Origin of the sequence: Cyanobium sp. Copco_Reservoir_LC18 (assembly GCF_009834675.1) — a bacterium.
Lineage (GTDB): Bacteria > Cyanobacteriota > Cyanobacteriia > PCC-6307 > Cyanobiaceae > Cyanobium > Cyanobium minutissimum.
The window spans coordinates 82,585-98,343 of sequence record NZ_ASAC01000005.1; the positions used below are offsets into that span (position 1 = coordinate 82,585).

General features: G+C 70.1%; 20 protein-coding genes. 11 read left to right on the plus strand and 9 right to left on the minus strand.

What is annotated here, in order from left to right:
* Positions 1-22: 22 nt before the first annotated feature.
* The 4 genes from L107_RS02960 to L107_RS02975 all read right to left on the minus strand — a co-directional run bounded on the left by L107_RS02960 (position 23) and on the right by L107_RS02975 (position 4,509).
* Positions 23-868 carry a fatty acid desaturase gene (locus L107_RS02960; protein ID WP_159816379.1) on the minus strand — a complete coding sequence of 282 codons (846 nt, stop codon included), beginning with the start codon at positions 866-868 and terminating at the stop codon, positions 23-25.
* Between the two features lie 50 nt (positions 869-918).
* On the minus strand, positions 919-1,875 hold the full coding sequence (locus L107_RS02965; protein WP_159816380.1) for an orange carotenoid-binding protein: 957 nt from the start codon (positions 1,873-1,875) through the stop codon (positions 919-921).
* Positions 1,876-2,066: 191 nt separating this feature from the next.
* Positions 2,067-2,834, minus strand: a complete 768-nt coding sequence (locus L107_RS02970) for a phycobilisome rod-core linker polypeptide (RefSeq protein WP_159816381.1) — start codon at positions 2,832-2,834, stop codon at positions 2,067-2,069.
* A gap of 667 nt (positions 2,835-3,501) precedes the next feature.
* A complete protein-coding gene (locus tag L107_RS02975) occupies positions 3,502-4,509 on the minus strand; it encodes a transglutaminase family protein (protein ID WP_236550472.1) in 1,008 nt (335 codons plus the stop codon).
* 101 nt (positions 4,510-4,610) lie between these two features.
* Between L107_RS02975 and L107_RS02980 the strand changes: the two genes are divergently transcribed.
* Genes L107_RS02980 through L107_RS03000 form a run of 5 tightly spaced genes read left to right on the plus strand, consistent with a single transcriptional unit; the run spans position 4,611 to position 8,444 of the window.
* On the plus strand, positions 4,611-4,895 hold the full coding sequence (locus L107_RS02980) for a galactose oxidase (RefSeq protein ID WP_159816382.1): 285 nt from the start codon (positions 4,611-4,613) through the stop codon (positions 4,893-4,895).
* Positions 4,896-4,954: 59 nt separating this feature from the next.
* Positions 4,955-5,953 carry an ATP-binding cassette domain-containing protein gene (locus L107_RS02985; protein WP_236550473.1) on the plus strand — a complete coding sequence of 333 codons (999 nt, stop codon included), beginning with the start codon at positions 4,955-4,957 and terminating at the stop codon, positions 5,951-5,953.
* Entirely contained in the window at positions 5,950-6,780 is an 831-nt protein-coding gene (locus L107_RS02990) for an ABC-2 family transporter protein (protein ID WP_159816383.1), read from the plus strand. Before L107_RS02985 ends, L107_RS02990 begins: the two co-directional genes overlap by 4 nt.
* Entirely contained in the window at positions 6,780-7,568 is a 789-nt protein-coding gene (locus tag L107_RS02995; RefSeq protein WP_159816384.1) for an ABC transporter permease, read from the plus strand. The genes L107_RS02990 and L107_RS02995 overlap by 1 nt, the downstream gene beginning before the upstream one ends.
* Positions 7,569-8,444 (plus strand): PfkB family carbohydrate kinase, encoded by an 876-nt coding sequence (locus tag L107_RS03000; protein WP_159816385.1) that lies wholly within the window; start codon positions 7,569-7,571, stop codon positions 8,442-8,444.
* On the opposite strand, the gene L107_RS03005 is transcribed toward L107_RS03000, so the two are convergent.
* Entirely contained in the window at positions 8,431-8,823 is a 393-nt protein-coding gene (locus L107_RS03005) for a VOC family protein (RefSeq protein WP_159816386.1), read from the minus strand. The two genes, L107_RS03000 and L107_RS03005, sit on opposite strands and share 14 nt — an antisense overlap.
* A 133-nt stretch (positions 8,824-8,956) precedes the next feature.
* Between L107_RS03005 and L107_RS03010 the strand changes: the two genes are divergently transcribed.
* From L107_RS03010 to L107_RS03020, 3 genes are all read left to right on the plus strand, one after another.
* Positions 8,957-9,610: a methyltransferase domain-containing protein gene (locus L107_RS03010; protein WP_159816387.1), complete on the plus strand. Its 654-nt coding sequence runs from the start codon at positions 8,957-8,959 to the stop codon at positions 9,608-9,610.
* Between the two features lie 9 nt (positions 9,611-9,619).
* The gene (locus L107_RS03015) at positions 9,620-10,213 is read left to right on the plus strand and encodes a pyridoxamine 5'-phosphate oxidase (RefSeq protein ID WP_159816388.1); all 594 of its coding nucleotides are present in this window, start codon (positions 9,620-9,622) and stop codon (positions 10,211-10,213) included.
* A gap of 139 nt (positions 10,214-10,352) precedes the next feature.
* Positions 10,353-10,535: a hypothetical protein gene (locus L107_RS03020; RefSeq protein ID WP_236550474.1), complete on the plus strand. Its 183-nt coding sequence runs from the start codon at positions 10,353-10,355 to the stop codon at positions 10,533-10,535.
* A 9-nt stretch (positions 10,536-10,544) separates the two neighbouring features.
* On the opposite strand, the gene L107_RS03025 is transcribed toward L107_RS03020, so the two are convergent.
* The 3 genes from L107_RS03025 to L107_RS03035 form a co-directional block, all read right to left on the minus strand.
* Entirely contained in the window at positions 10,545-11,324 is a 780-nt protein-coding gene (locus L107_RS03025; protein ID WP_159816389.1) for a hypothetical protein, read from the minus strand.
* An 84-nt stretch (positions 11,325-11,408) separates the two neighbouring features.
* Positions 11,409-11,552: a chlorophyll a/b-binding protein gene (locus L107_RS03030; protein ID WP_015108497.1), complete on the minus strand. Its 144-nt coding sequence runs from the start codon at positions 11,550-11,552 to the stop codon at positions 11,409-11,411.
* A 61-nt stretch (positions 11,553-11,613) separates the two neighbouring features.
* Positions 11,614-11,886 (minus strand): hypothetical protein, encoded by a 273-nt coding sequence (locus tag L107_RS03035; protein WP_159816390.1) that lies wholly within the window; start codon positions 11,884-11,886, stop codon positions 11,614-11,616.
* Positions 11,887-12,086: 200 nt separating this feature from the next.
* On the opposite strand from L107_RS03035, the gene L107_RS03040 reads away from it, so the two are divergent.
* The 3 genes from L107_RS03040 to L107_RS03050 are packed head-to-tail and all read left to right on the plus strand — an operon-like array spanning position 12,087 to position 14,546.
* Positions 12,087-12,224, plus strand: coding sequence for a hypothetical protein (locus L107_RS03040; protein WP_015108499.1), 138 nt, complete (start codon positions 12,087-12,089; stop codon positions 12,222-12,224).
* Positions 12,225-12,246: 22 nt separating this feature from the next.
* Positions 12,247-13,842 (plus strand): FAD-binding domain-containing protein, encoded by a 1,596-nt coding sequence (locus tag L107_RS03045; protein WP_159816391.1) that lies wholly within the window; start codon positions 12,247-12,249, stop codon positions 13,840-13,842.
* Between the two features lie 32 nt (positions 13,843-13,874).
* Positions 13,875-14,546, plus strand: a complete 672-nt coding sequence (locus L107_RS03050) for a DoxX family protein (RefSeq protein ID WP_236550475.1) — start codon at positions 13,875-13,877, stop codon at positions 14,544-14,546.
* A gap of 38 nt (positions 14,547-14,584) precedes the next feature.
* Here the strand turns inward: L107_RS03050 and L107_RS03055 are convergent, their stop codons facing one another.
* On the minus strand, positions 14,585-15,751 hold the full coding sequence (locus tag L107_RS03055) for a hypothetical protein (RefSeq protein ID WP_159816392.1): 1,167 nt from the start codon (positions 15,749-15,751) through the stop codon (positions 14,585-14,587).
* Between the last annotated feature and the right edge of the window lie 8 nt (positions 15,752-15,759).

The window sequence follows — 15,759 nt, forward strand, 5'->3', positions numbered from 1 at the left end:
TCTCAACAGCTGAATTCGGACCTTAACGCCCGGGCCGGAGCGTTCGCGAGCCGTCCCCGGGGCCGAGACCAGGCCCGCCTCCCTGGTCATCATCCTGGTGATCACCGTGGCCGTGACCTGGGAGGTGACGATCGGACAGCCGCTGCCGCAACTCCGGCAGTCGGAACCAGGGCACCGTCGGCTGGGCGTGGTGCTCCCGGTGGTACCCGAAGTGATAACAGGCGAGCAGCGAGAGCAGGTGGGGATACCCCAACGTCCGGACGGCATGGCGCCCGGACGCCGTGCATCCCTCACCGCGGTGGGGAAGATAGGTGCCGAACAGAAACAGCTGGAACGAACTGAGAACCAGCGGCAGCACCCAGAAGGTGGGGACCGCCAGAGCCCGTCCGGGTTCCAGCAGCATCAGGCCTCCGCCCACGGCCAGCCAGCTGGCCAGCAGCAGCACCAGCTGCCCAAGGGACAGATAGTTGCCCATGAACCGTGCGTACCAGCGCAGGGCCCCATCCCCGCTGGCCCGCCGGAAATCGGGGTCGCGGCGGCTGCCGGGGACCCGGTGATGGCGCAGATGGTGACGGCGGCAGCGGCCATAGGGAAGACCGGCGTAGAGGAGCAGGGCCAGCCGTCCCAGTCCATCATTGAGCCGGGAACGGCCGGGCACCAGGGTGCGGTGCATCGCATCGTGGCCGAGGATGAACAGGCCCGTCTGCAGGTACGTGCGCAGGGCAACGACCAGCGCAAGCGTCACCGGCGTCCAGCCCGAGGGATCGGCCAGCAGGGCCAGCACCAGGGTGGCCAGCCAGGCCGCGAAGATGCCGGTGCCGAGCAGCAGACCGGTGCCCCCCCATGGACGAGCGACCGGAGAGGCCATCGCCTCCCCGGTCATGGGACCCGCCGGCGCGGGGGCAGTGGACGAACGGCTCAGCGGGCGAACTTGAGCAGTTCGGCGGGGGAGGCCAGCAGGTCGATCGCCACGAAATAGATCTTGTTCTCGGGATCGAGCAGGAAACGCCAGGCCACGTTCATGCCGACGCCAGCCCCGAACCAGGGGGTCTGCACCTTTCCGGTCACCTTGATCTGGGTGAACCCGCCATCGGAGGGCTCGCTCACGCCGGTTTCGGGCAGCAGCTTGAGGTTCTGGCAGTCCTCGCGGAAGAAGCGCAGGATCGCGTCAGTACCGACGATGGGCCGCTGGAAGGGGGGCTGCAGGGCGCCATCGGGGAGGAACAGCTGGATCAGCTGGTCGAAGTCGTTGGCATTGAGCAGATCCATGTAGGAGAGGATCGTGGCGTTGTCGACGCCGGCGATCGAGACCTTGGTGCGCTGCTCGGGCGCCGTCGGCAGCACGATCGGCTCGGCGATGCGCTCGCTGCCATCCACCTTGCTGGGGTCGAAGCCCATGTCGACGACGAAGTTGCGCAGCACGGTGATCTGCTGCCCTGCGTCGATGCCCTTGAGGGAGGACAGAACCGCAGCGGCGTTGGCGGAGAGCTGGTAGCCCTCGGGGATGGGGGCGACGATGCCCTCCTCCATCCACTCACCCAGGCGGTACCAGAAGCCGAGCTTGATGTTGACCGACCAGATGGCGTAGGTGCGGCAGATCTCGGTGTCCGAGCGGTTGGCCAGGTCGACCATCACCTGGCTCTGTTCGGCGAAGCTCATCGCCTTGATCCGGTTGAGCACCGGCTCGGCGAACTGCATGCGGGCCGCGCCGGGGGCGGCGATGGTGATGGTCTTGCCCATCTCGAGGTAGGCGAACCAGATCAGGGCCAGCTGGTCCTCGGCGCTCAGGAGGCTGAAGCGGGCGGTGAGGGCCGGCACCACGTCAGCCGAAAGGGTGTCCGGAAAGATCTGGGTCGCTTTTTCGAGCGTGAACATGACAGGCACCTCCGGAAGGTCAAGAAATCTTTACAAATCCTAATGCATGGCGGTGGCGGCGAGGGTGCCGCCACCGTCTGACACCAAGGGAAGCACGATTTTGTGTCCGTCAGCACAGCAAGCAAGACATCCATCCAACTCGCCGCGCTGCGGAAAGGAACGCTCCGGTGATCCCTCCCGGAGGGCGACGCTCAGGGCGCCCCGGTGCTGAGCATGGCGGCCGCCGTCCAGAGCACCAGCCCGGTGATGGCGAAGCCACCGGCGGTGACCAGTCCCTGCCAGATCTGGCGGGCCAGGGGCGAGGGCTGCTCCCCGAGCCAGGCGGGGCGGGGCGTGCCGGGGGACCAGGGGCTGGAGCCGCGGGGAGCCCTGCTGGCGATGACGTCACGCCAACGGCCGTCGTAGCGGGGTGCCTGCTGGTTGAAGGGCCGCTCCCCCAGGGCCCGCCCGGGCAGCACCCGCGAGCGCTGGTAGGGAACGGTGTCGTAACCGAAGGCCTCGAGATACTCGGGCGAATCGAGCAGGGCATCGACCAGGGCCACGAGCCCGTGCTCGGCGATCAGGATCGAGTAGCGGATCCGTTCCTGGTCGCCATACACGGGCCGCCCCAGCACCCTGCCCACCAGCTGTTCAACCAGACGATAGTTGCTGTTGCATTCATAGAAACCTTCACGGAATCGCCGGGACAGCAGCAGACCACGGATGAAATCCCTCATGGTGATCTGTCCGCTGCGCAACTGGGATTCCAGCACCACTTCACGATCCACCTTGAAGGCGTGAAAGAAGATCTGGCGATAGGCCTGCTCGATCTGGACATCGAGGCTGAGGCGGTCTCCCGAGGCCTTGCGGGTCTCCAGGGTGGCGACGGCCTGGCGGGGGGATTCCTCACTGGCGATCGCGAAACTCGGCACCCTGGCATTGAGGCTCGAGGGTCGGGCGGCGAGCAGAGGAAGGGCCATGGAGGGATTCAGAGTGAATGACCCGGAAAGATAACCGTGAACAAAAGTGGCCTTGGGCGAGCGGCCGGATCCCTCACACAGCTTTACTTTTCGGGGCCGCCACAGGAGATCCCCGCAGGGGCGCGGGGCGCTCGGTGGGCTCGCAGTCCAACCTCAGGACCCGCTCGAGGGTCTGGTTCCGATAGTTTCTGAGGCAGTACTTGCAACCGCCTGTGGTCTGGAGATGGCGTTCCGGTGTGATCACAATCTCCCGGACAGGATGCTCCAGGCAACGAATCTTGACGGGGCTGCGGTAGCTCTTGTAGTTGATCTGTGAATAATCATATTTCCCGCCGAATCGGGACCGGGCTCGCTCCAGAAACGTGGCTTCATCGATCCGTAAACCCATTGGTTCATCCGCGGGAGTCAGGGAGCCAACCCCAAGGCTGAAGTGGTCAGGCTGAACAGGGACACCAACCCTGACCCCATCGACGGGCCCCAGGGGCTGCGGGGGCAGAAGGCGACCCCGGCCGGCTGTTGTCAGGGGTTGCGATCAGGAACCGTTCGACGGGCTCGATGGCGCCTGAGCTCAGGGGATTCTGCCCCCGAAGCCCACCAGGCTGGCCCAGCGCATGAATTCTCCACACTTGGCCGCCGACCGGACCCCGCCGGATCGGCGCCGCCGCGGTCAGGGGCGGGGCGGCCCGGGATCGGCCAGCTCCTCGGTGATGACGCGGAAGCCCGTGAGCTGGTGGTCGCCGAAGGAGCGCAGGAAGGGCACATCCGCCGCATCCCGACCCCGGGCGATCAGCACCCGCCCGATGCGGGGCCGGTTGTGGCGGGGGTCGAAGACATGCCAGCGATCCTCGAGGAACGCCTCGAACCAGGCCGAGTAGTCCACCGGTTCGGGCAGGGGCGCGGTGCCCGTGTAACCCAGGTAGCCGGTGCAGTAGCGGGCGGGAATGTTGAGGCAGCGGCAGAGGCTGATGGCCAGATGGGCGAAATCGCGGCAGACGCCGCGCCCCTCCCGCAGGGCGTCGTGGGCGGTCTTGTCGCTGCGGGCGGCGCCGTAGTCGAAGCGGAGCTGCTCGTGCACCCAGTCGCAGATGGCCTGCACCCGCGACCAGCCGGGCCGGACCCCACCGAAGCGCCCCCAGGCGACCTGGGCGAGGCGATCGGTGTCGCAGTAACGGCTGGGGTTGAGGTAGGGGTAGGTCACGATCGGCAGGGCCCCCACCGGGCACTCCCCCACCTCCGGCGCCACCGGATCGGGCAGGCCGGGGTCGGCCACCACCACTTCGAATCCCAGGGTGGTGCTGCCGGTGGAGGCCACGAAGCGGCAGGCCCGGTTGCCGTCGGCATCGGTGAGCACCTCGGCGATCCGGTCGGGGCTCAGCCGCAGCCGCTCGGGACCGCGGCGGTCGTCCAGGCGGCTGCCATGGGGATGGACCAGGGCCAGCACCGGCGTCGGCGCCCAGCAGGAGAGGGTCAGTTCGCAACCGAGCCGGATCAGCATGGAGGAGGCGTGGCGAACGGGGCGGCCCCAGCGGTCGATTGTCGCCCCCCGGGCGGGGTTCCGTGGCGGCACTCCCCGCCGGGATCGGTGGCCCGGATCGGTGCGCTGGCCGTGGCGACGTCGCCGGGGAGGAAACAGCAGCGGAACGGCGGCGCCGGCGCGGGAGAACTGCGGCGCCACGGCGGCGCCCAGCGCCGCAGCCCCTGCACAATCGCACCCCCGCGCCGGCGCTGGCCGCCAGGACCGATTCCTGCTAGTACGGATGTACTTTTCCCGCGGCCATGGCCTCCTGCCCAGCCCCCGCTCCAGATCCCGCACCGCAGCCTGCTCCTCACCGCGACGCCTGGCCCTATCTGGGGCCCGAGCACCTGCTCCCCAGCCGCAGCCGGCAGGTCTGCCTCACCTGCCAGTGGTTCCGTCACCACGCCGGCGCCGACGACGTCCCCCTGCTGAGCTGCCAGTGGCATCAGGCCCTGATCTGCCACGGCGACCATCTCACCCAGCGCTGTCCAAGCTGGCTCGAGCCGCGGCAGCGGAGCTCCGGCTGGTGCCCGGAGGCCGCCTGACGCCATCCTCCGGAGGAGGCGGGGCCCTCGATAGGGTGAGCCCTGCCCGCCCCCTCCGCATGGCCCCCGACCGCCTGGCCATCGTCCGCGCGCAGGGCCTCGGCAAGACCTACCGGGTGGCCGACAAGCAACCCGGACTGGCCGGCACCCTGCGTCACTTCCTGAATCGCCGCGAGCGCCTGATCGCGGCCGTGCAGGACGTCAGTTTCGCCATCGAGCCGGGCGAGTTCGTCGGCTTCCTGGGGGCCAACGGCGCCGGCAAGACCACCACCCTCAAGATGCTCACGGGGCTGATCCACCCCACCGCCGGCACGGTGGAGGTGGCCGGCTGCCAGCCCCACCGCCGCGAGGCGGCGTTTCTGGGTCAGATTACCCTGGTGATGGGCCAGAAGCAGCAGCTGATCTGGGATCTGCCCCCCCTCGATTCCCTGCGGGTCAATGCCGCCGTCTACGGCATTCCGCCGGCGGAAAGCCGCCGCCGCATCACCGAGCTGGCGGAGATGCTCGAACTGGGGGACGAACTGCGCCGGCCGGTGCGCAAGCTCTCCCTCGGCCAGCGGATGAAGGCGGAACTGCTGGCGGCCCTGCTGCACCGCCCTTCGGTGCTGTTCCTGGACGAACCCACCCTGGGGCTGGATGTGAACGCCCAGGCCCGGGTGCGCTCCTTTCTGGCCGACTACAACCGCCGCTTCGGCGCCACCGTGCTGCTCACCAGCCATTACATGGCCGACATCACCGCCCTGTGCCCCAGGGTGCTGCTGATCCACGAGGGTCGCCTCTTCTACGACGGCAGTCTCGAGACCCTCACCCAGCGGCTGGCGCCCTGCCGGGAGGTGCGGCTGGAGCTGCATGCGCCCATGGGGGCCGAGGCCTTCGCCAGCTACGGAGAGGTGGAGGCCATCGAGGGCCGGGAGGTGCGGCTGCTGATCCCGCGGGAGCGGCTCACCGAGCAGGTGGGACGGCTGCTGGCCGATCTGGCCGTGGTCGACCTGTCGGTGTCCGACCCACCGATCGAGGACATCATCGGCCGACTGTTCCACCAGGGGGCCCTGGCATGAGGGAGGTTCCTGGCCCGCGCCGCCCCCTGGGCCTGCGGCTGGCCCACGCCCGCCGCCTTGCCGCCGTGCTGCTCTCCAGCCAGTACGCCTACATGCTCGAGTACCGGGCCGAGATCGTGCTGTGGGCGCTCTCGGGGGTGCTGCCCTTCATCATGCTGGGCCTGTGGAGCGCCGTCGATGCCGGCGGCGGGCTGGGGATGAGCTCCCTGCAGCTGGCCCGCTACTTCCTGTCGGCGTTCGTGGTGCGTCAGTTCACGATCGTCTGGGTGATGTACACCTTCGAGGAGGACAACCTCAACGGCCGCCTGTCCCCTTATCTGCTCCAGCCCCTGCCCCCGGTGTGGCGCTACGTGGCCGCCCACCTCTCGGAGCAGGCCACCCGACTCCCCTTCGTGGCGCTGCTGGTGGGGCTGTTCTTCCTCCTCTATCCCGCCGCCTTCTGGTGGCCCTCGCTGCCCTCGCTGCTGCTGACGTTGCTGGCCACCCTGGCGGCCTTCGCCCTGCGCTTCCTGATGCAGTTCACGCTGACGATGGTGTGCTTCTGGAGTGAGAAGGCCAGCGCCCTGGAGCGCCTCCTCTATCTGCCCTACCTGTATCTGTCCGGCCTGGTGGCGCCCCTGGCCCTCTATCCCGAGGGTGTGCGGACCTTCGCCTTCTGGACGCCCTTTCCCTACATGGTGGATGTGCCTGCGAGGATCCTGGCCGGTGAGCCCGTGCCGGTGCTCCAGAGCTTTGCGGCCATGGCCGCCTGGGCCGCCCTGCTGCTGCCGATCAACCTGCTGCTGTGGCGGCGGGGCCTGCGCCACTATTCGGCCATGGGGGCGTGATGGGCCGCTATCTCACCACCCTGCGGGTGTTCTGGATCGCCTCGCTGACGGCCGAACTGGAGTACCAGGCCAATTTCCTGATCGAGCTTGTGGCCACGGCCGGCAATCTGGTGGGCAGCATCTTCGTGCTGTCGCTGTTCTACGGGCGCGGCCAGTCCCTGGGGGGCTGGAGCTGGGAGGGGGCCCTGGTGGTGCTGGGGGTCTACACCCTGCTGGAGGGGATCACCAGCACCCTGCTGCAGCCGAATCTCAGCACGATCGTGGCCCACGTCCGCACCGGCAGCCTGGATTTCGTCCTGCTCAAGCCGATCGACAGCCAGTTCTGGCTCTCTGCCCGCACCTTCTCCCCCTGGGGGCTGCCCGGCATCGCCCTGGGGGCTGCCCTGATCGGCTACGCCGCCTGGAAGGCCGGCGCCACCCCGGCTCCCCTCACCCTGCTGGGCGCGGCCCTGATGCTGGTGGCCAGCCTGATGATCCTGTACAGCCTCTGGTTCGTGCTGGCGGCCAGCAGCATCTGGTTCGTGAAGATCTGGAATGCCACCGAGGTGCTGCGCAGCGTGCTGGTGGCGGGCCGCTTTCCGGTGAGCGCCTTCCCGGCGGGCCTGCGGGCCTTCTTCACCTTCATCGTGCCGGTGGCCTTCCTCACCACGGTGCCGGCCGAGGCGATCCTGGGGCGGGCCTCCGGTCCCTGGCTGCTGGCCGGCGGCGCGGTGGCCATCGCTTCGGTGCTGGTGAGCCGGCGCTTCTGGCAGTTCGCCCTGCGCTTCTACACCTCCGCCTCCAGCTGAATGGGGCCCCTCGTCCCCCTGCCCCTGGCGGCGCTGCCGGCCCTGCCCCCGCTGGCCCTGGCGGTGGTGGGCCATGTGGAGATGGTGAGCTTCATCGGCGTGGACCATCTGCCGGCGGCCGGCGAGATCCTCCATGCCGAGGATTTCTGTGAACGTCCCGCCGGTGGCGGTGCCGTCGTGGCCGTGCAGATGGCCCGTCTCACGGGAGAGCAGGTTCCCTTCTTCACCGCCCTGGGTGACGACGCCCTCGGGCGCCGGGCGGCCGAGGAGCTCGAGGCCCTGGGGCTGGAGCTGCACATCGCCTGGCGGGAGGGCGCGACACGGCGGGGGATCACCTTCATCGACGCCGGCGGCGAGCGCACGATCACGGTGATCGGCGAGCGGCTGATGCCCACCGCCGCCGATGGGCTGCCGTGGCAGCGGCTGGCTCAGACCGACGGGGTGTTCGTCACCGCCACCGATGCCGTCGGCCTGAAGCTGGCGCGGCGGGCCCGGGTGCTGGCCGCCACCCCGAGGGTCCGGCTGCCGACCCTGCAGGAGGCGGGTGTGACCCTCGACGCCCTGATCGGCAGTGCCACCGACCCCGGCGAGGCCTACCGGCCGGGGGATCTGGAGCCGGCCCCCTCGCTCTACATCGGCACCGAGGCCGAGCGGGGCGGGATGCTGGTTCCCGGCGGCCGCTATGCCGCCGTGGATCGCCCGGGGCCGGTGCGGGATGCCTACGGCGCCGGCGACAGCTTCGCCGCCGGGGTCACCACGGCCCTGGCCGCCGGCTGGGACCTGCGGCAGGCGATCAGCCTCGGCGCCCACTGCGGCACCGCCTGCCTCGACGGCCGTGGGCCCTACGCCAGCCAGCTCCAGCTCAGCCGCCGCTGACCAGCAGCAGCAGGCGGTTGCCCTCCGGATCGGCCAGCCAGGCCTCGGCCCCGAAGGGTTCCTGACGCGGCGGCTCCACCGGCACCGCCCCCAGGGCCAGCACCACGGCGATCCAGTCGTGGAGCACCTGCAGGGGGGGAGCCTCAGCCGCCGGGCGGGAGAAACAGAGGGCCAGCCGGCCCTCTCCGCGGGGGCGGGGACGCCGCCGGGAGGGGGCGTAGATCTCCAGCCGGCCATCCCCCGGCCCCAGCAGACGCCAGTGGCTGGAGCTGAATCCCCGCAGGGGCTCCGTCTCCAGCAGGGCGCCGTAGAAGGCGGCCAGCCGCCCGGGGTCATCGGCGGCCAGCACCAGGAAGGACGACGGGACGGCGGAGGTCATGGCAGGAGCAACCGCCACGGGCACGGCGGATCGTGGGGGCAGGGGACCCCCCATCACCGACGGAGTCTGGCCGGCGCTCTCACTCCGGTGCCGTGGCTCGCCACCATGGCGGCAGAACGGGCTCCCGGGAACCATGGCGGTGTTGGTGCTGAACGAGGCGGAGCGGCGCAAGCTGGACAGCTCCGATGACACCCTGTTCTATGCCGAACCCCGCTTCGTGCAGCACCTCGACGCTGCCTTCCGCCGCCGGCTGACGGCGCTCTACCGGGAGCGGATCCCCCCCTGCGCGGTGGTGCTGGATCTGATGAGCAGCTGGGTGAGTCACCTGCCGGAGGACATCACCTATGAAGAGGTGATCGGCCATGGCCTCAACGCGGCCGAACTGGCCGCCAATCCCCGCCTCGACCGCCACTGGCTGCAGAACCTCAACCAGGACCAGCGCCTGCCCCTGGCGGACGCCAGCGTGGATGCGGTGCTGATGGTGGCGGGCTGGCAGTACCTGCAGCGCCCCGAGCCGGTGGCGGCCGAACTGCTGCGGGTGGTCCGCCCCGGCGGCCAGGTGATCGTGGCCTTCTCGAACCGGATGTTCTTCCAGAAGGCTCCCCAGGTCTGGACCGACGGCAGCGATCGGGACCATCTGGCCTATGTGAGCCGGGTGCTGCAGGCCCAGGGCTGGCCGGCGCCGCAGCTGATCGCCGAGCCGACCCGGGCCGAGGGACCCATGGGCTGGCTGGGGGGGCAGGGGGATCCCTTCTTCGCCGTGGTGGCCGAAAAACCGACCCCTTAGATCCTGCCGATGCCGGAATCCCTCCCGTCGCCGACCCCTGGGGAACCGCTGCCCCCCTGGCGGGCCCTGGTGCGCGGCGCCCTGGAGCGGCAGGGCCGCTCCCCCCAGGCCCGCTGGTTGCAGCTGGCGTCCGTGGCGGCGGACGGCACCCCGCGGGTGCGCACCCTGGTGTTCCGCTGCTGGGCCGGGGCCGCCTGCCTCGACCTGCTCACCGACCGCCGCAGCGCCAAGAGCGGTGAACTCACCGGGACAGCCCCCCTGGAGCTCTGCTGGCTGCTGCCCAGGGCGCGCAGCCAGTTCCGGCTCAGGGGCCACCGGCTGCCGCTCGCTGGCGACGAGGAGCAACGGGCCCTGACCTTCCACTGGCAGGCCCTCACCCCCCGGGGCCGGGCCCTGTGGGGCTGGCCGGCGCCGGGGGAACCCCTCCAGAGCGAGGGGCCGTTCCCCCGGGAACTGGGGGAGGAGGCCACGCGGCCGGAGCACTTCGAGCTGCTGCGGGTACGGCTGCAGCGGGTGGAGCTGCTGGAGCTGAGCGGTCACCCGCACCGGCGCCGCCGCTGGCGCGCCGACAACGGCTGGCAGGAGGAGTGGCTGAACCCCTGAACCGGTGCGCGGAGGGGAGTCCTTCCGCTGAGGACATGGGCTTGCGGCGCCTCCGCGGCAGCCACGGTTAACAGATCGTTACATTATGGTGGGAAAAAGCGAGCGACCCATGCTGGATGCCCTGTTTCCCATCGTTTACATGGTGAGCTTCGCAGTGATCGCCGGCGGGGCCTTCGCCCTGATGACCCAGAACCTGCGCAGCGCCGCCTCCACCCCCTCACCACGGCAGCGGCACCCGGAAGCACCCGCCCAGGGAGAGGAGGTGCTCTACGTCGACCTCAGCCGCGAGCGGCTGGAGAAGCTCTACGAACAGGCCGGCTGAGGCCGCCGCTCAGGCCGGGAAGACGGTGATGTTCGCCATCTCCCGGTAGGTGTCATCGGCCATGGCATCCACCTGGAACGCGGTCCAGGTGGCGAAGGGTTCCGGATCACTGGCGGCCACCGGCCATTCGATGCGGCGCTTCTGATAGGTGAGTCCGACACAGGTCAGAGCCTGGTCGTCGGCCATCAGGGACCAGAGCAGCTGCAGGTCGCTGCGCTGATAGGGGACCGGCCCCTCCTGCAGGCAGGCATCGGCGGGGTAGCCGGGGGGGAGCTCGAGGGCGCGCTGGTTTTCCCAGCAGAGATAGTCGCCGTTCTCCGTGGGGTAGAACCAGCAGGTCTCGTTGTCCGCTTCCTTCAGGGAAAACTGATCGAGACAGCGGACCAAGGCGATCGCCAAGGCCTCGGCCGGATGGCCTCCGCTCGGCGGCCGCTCCGGGCCGCTGAGCTCATAGGCGCCCAGCCAGAGGGCGCGGGGCTCGAGATGGGGCACCACCGCATCGCAGATCAGCCGCCGCGCCGGAGCCGGATCTGCGGGCGGGACCGACGGGTCCTCGGGGCAGGGGGAGGGGCGCAGGGGCACGAAGGGGTCGGCGCCACTGACGTTGGCCTGGCCGGCGCTCACCAGGTCGTCCAGGTTGACGGACGTCTCGGCGGGCACCCGGAACATGCGCAGGGCAATGCCGCTGCGGATGCCGAGACGCTGGGCCGCCAGGAGGTCCTCCCAGGCGGCGCCGTCACCGGGAAGGTCTCCCTCGGGAGCCAGTACGAAGACGAGAGCGTGCGCCATGGGGAAGCGGGGGGAACGCCGCAGACATCAAAGCCCGGATGGCAGAACCACCCGGGCCGATGTGGACGAAGGCAGGAGCCGGACTCAGCCGAGGCCGATCTGGGCAAGGATGCCCTGGCCGGTGAGGATTTCGGTGCCGAGGCCGATCACGAAACCGAGCATGGCCAGGCGGCCGTTCCAGGTTTCAGCGAAGGCGACGAAGCCGAAGCGGGTGGTGGAGTCAGACATGGGTGGGTTCGTTGCGAAACTTGAAGGGAGTGTAAACGATCGTGAAGCGTTGTGACTGTCGTCAACGATGCCGTCGGCGACCCAGGGGCTCGATCCACTCCTCCAGCACCCCGGCGGCCGGGGCCGGCGAGGCGATGGCTTCGGAGGGGTCGGCCGTGGGGGCCAGGCGACAGCCGAGCTGGATGTCCCCCTGGTCAAGCAGGCGACCCAGCCGCAGGGCCGTGGCCTCCTCCAGCCGGGAGAATCGGTCCTGGCCATGGGTGAGCCAGGACAGTTCGGCGGGGGTGATGACGCCAGTGGACAGGGATTCGAGGTAAAGCTCGCCGACCGTCATGGCTGATGTAACGGAACATGAAGATTGTGGCGCGGCTTCCGGGCAACCGCGGACCGCGACGGAAAGGCCCGGAGGAAGCGGCTGGCGGCCCGCTCGCGACCGACATGGCAAAACCTTTACATTTCTTAAGACGTTCTTCGGGGCGGGTCTGGCTGACCCGTCCTTTTTTTTGCCCGCGCTGCCCCGGTGGCCCCACCAGGATGGGGAGGCAGTCGGCGGGCGGGCGGATGGAGACGGAAACGGTGCTGCCCCTGGCCGGGGCGGCGGTGCTGATCGTGATGGTGGTCGTGGGCGTGGTGGTGGTGGTGCTGCGGCCCAGCGACCTGCCGAAACGCTGATGCGGAGTCCTGGGCTGCGGTGATGGCGCTTCAGGTGGTCTGGTTCAAGCGCGATCTGCGCCTCGCCGACCACCGCCCCCTGGTGGAGGCGGCCCGGCGCGGACCGGTGCTGCCCCTCTACGTGGTCGAGCCGGAGCTGTGGCGGCAACCGGACAGCTCGGCCCGGCAGTGGGGCTTCTGCCGGGAGGCGCTCCAGGAGCTCCAACAGGGGCTGGCAAGCCTTGGCCAGCCCCTGGTGGTGCGCGTCGGTGAGGTGGTGGCCGTGCTGGAGGCCGCCCACCGTCGCCATGGCGTCGCTGGGCTCTGGAGCCACCAGGAGACCGGCAACCTCTGGACCTATGCCCGGGACCGGCGGGTGGCCGCCTGGGCCCGCGAACGGGGGATCCCCTGGCGGGAAGTCGCCAGCTTCGGGGTGACCCGGGGACGCCGCGATCGCCGCGGCTGGGCCCGGGACTGGGAGCAACGCATGGCCGAGCCCCTGCTGGAGGCTCCGGTCGCCCTGCCCCCCCTGGAGGGGATCGCCCCCCGTGAACCGCCCACCGCCGCCGATCTGGGCCTGGCGGCGGACCCCTGCCCGGCGCGGCAGCGGGGGGGGCGGCGGGCCGGCCTGGAGCTGCTGGAGAGCTTCCTGCACCAGCGGGGCCGGAGCTACCACCGCCGGCTCTCCAGTCCCCTGACGGCCTTCGAGGGCTGCTCGCGTCTCTCGCCCCACCTGGCCTGGGGCACCCTGTCGATGGGGGAGGTGACCCAGGCCACCCGGGCCCGGCGGGCGGCCCTGGCGACGGTGCCTGCCGAGGTCGCCATGGGCTGGCCCCGGGGCCTGGACGCCTTCCTGTCGCGCCTCCACTGGCACTGCCACTTCATCCAGAAACTGGAGAGCGAGCCCTCGATCGAGAACCTCGAGCTCCACCCCGCCACCCGCCACCTGCGCGTCACCGACCCCGGGCGGCTGGCGGCCTGGAGCGAGGGGCGCACCGGGGTGCCGTTCGTGGATGCCTGCATGCGCGCCCTGCGGGCCAGCGGCTGGATCAACTTCCGCATGCGGGCGATGCTGCTGTCGTTCGCCAGCCATCACCTCTGGATCGACTGGCGCGACAGCGGCCTGCACCTGGCCCGCCAGTTCGTCGACTACGAACCCGGCATCCACTGGAGCCAGTGCCAGATGCAGAGCGGCACCACGGGCATCAACACGATCCGGATCTACAACCCGATCAAGCAGGGCCGCGACCACGACCCCGAGGGGGAGTTTCTGGGGCGCTGGCTGCCGGAACTGGCCGGGGTGCCGGCGATCTGGCGCCACGAGCCTTGGCGGATGGATCCGGCCACCCAGGCCGCCAGCGGCTGCCGCATCGGCCACGACTACCCGGCCCCGATCGTGGAGGTGGCCGCCGCCGCCAGGGAGGCCCGCGAACGGCTCTGGGGCCTGCGCCGCCAGCCCGGCTTCGCCGCCGCCGCCGATGCGATCCAGGAACGGCACGGCTCGCGCCGCTCGGGCCTACCCCCCTCCGGCAGGCGGAGCAGCGGCGGCCGCCGTCGCCGGCAGCCGCCGGTGGCCGAGGGTCAGCTCAGCCTGGACCTGGGGCTGGGCCTGGAGGGCGCTTCACGTTCCTTTACCTGAATCGCCAGAATCTTCATAAATCTCCCGGTGCCATGACCACCACACTCCTGCTCGAGCTCTTCGCGGGCTTCTTCACCGGCTTCATCGCCCTGTGGGTGCTGGCCCTCAACCGTCCGACGGCCGCCGCCCTCGTCCCCAGCACCATGGATGAGCGTGCGGATCCGGCCCCCGCCACCCCCATCGCCGCCACGGTTCGCCAGGCCCTGAAGGCCTACGTCCTGCGGGAGGGGCGCCTGGCCAACCTCGGTCTGCTGATCCTTCGTCTGGCGATCGGGACGATGATGATTCACCACGGCCAGGACAAGCTGGCCGACCCGCAGGCATTCGCCACCAACTATGTGGTCCCCCTGCACCTGCCGTTCCCCCTGGTCCTTGCCCACGTGGCGGGCTATTCGGAAATCTTCGGCAGCTGGCTGCTGATTCTCGGTCTGCTGTCCCCCCTGGGGGCCCTGGCGCTCACCGGCACGATGGCCGTGGCCGCGTACCACCACATCCTCACCAGTGGTTTCAACATCTACGTGCTGGAGCTGGTGGTGCTCTATCTGGGCGGCAGCCTGGCCCTGCTGCTGATCGGCCCGGGCCGCTACTCGTTCGATGCCGGCATCGTCGCAGGGCTGCTGAAGGACACCAACGATTTCCGCGGTGTCGAGGGCGTCGCGGCGGAAGGGACCTCGTCCTATGGGCTGATGGGGGGAGGGGCCTGAGGGCCTTCCAGCCGCCGTACCAGGTCCGTTGGGAGCGTTCAGAGATCGGCCGCGGATGGCTCTGATCCACCGGCCCTGCCTGCGGACACCCGGGGTGCTCCCCCCCAGCGCAGCTGCACTCCGCCCCCGACGTCCCAGGCGGTGCCGGCGCCATAGAACCCGGCGCCGCCTCGGATGAAGAAGGTGGTGTTGTCCATCAGGGTGTAGGCCAGGCCCGCCTGCAGCCCCAGTCCACCCCTCTGGCTGATGGGGCCCGCGGGCAGCGTGGTGGTCTGGGCGGTTCCGTCCGTGACCCCATTAGGTGGGACCTGGCCGAGGAAGCCTGCCCCCAGCCAGCTCAGGCGCAGGGAGGGCGTGAGCAGATGTCTTCCCTGTGGAAGGGGGGCCCTCCAGGTGACGCCGATGTCGGCGGTGCCGACGGTGCTGCTGGAGGCGGGCACGGTCCAGAAGCGGTTGGTGAACCCATCGAAGACAGTGGCACCACCCAGCGAGAGGCTGGTCAGGGTGAGCAGGGCACTGGGCTCGAGGACCTGAAGGTCGGACAGCCGTATCCGGCCACCGACATGGGTGGCCACGTGGAAAGCACGGCCACCGACCGAGACCTCGCTGTAGCGGGCGCCGATAGCGTTGGAGGTGCTGATGCCGAACGGTTGGTCGGTCGTCAGAGCATCGCCTCCCAGGGCGGCCCCGACGAACCAACGGGGTTTGGAGAGGTGCAACAGCACTCCGCCACCCGCCAGGGTGCCGTTGGCGGTGCGGCCTTCGAAGGGGACTCCGACATCATGGACAGCGCCACCCTCCGCCTGAAGCGATCCGAAGCGACCGAAGGCGCCGATCACCAGATCGCCGAGGGCGTAGTCGAGACGCAGACCCGTCTGGGCCCCGCCGGCCGATGAGGGGCCGCCGGCGACACCACCCAGGAGTGGACCGCCGAAGCCATTGCCGAACACCTGGAACCGCCAGCCGTCCCGCGCACCGAAGTAGCCACCCGGCTGAATACTGAAGCGGAAGGCCGATGCGGAAGGTCCCCCGGCCTCCGGGGCGGCCAGGGGGGAGGACTCACGCACCTTCTGGGGCAGGGGCTCCAGCAGATCACGGCTGAAGCTGCGCCAGCCCATGCCGACCCCCAGGGGAAGCAACCGTGCATCGAGCCGGTAGACATCGACCAGCAGGGGGAGGACCGGCGCGGCGGGGGCCGGCGCCACCGAGGCTG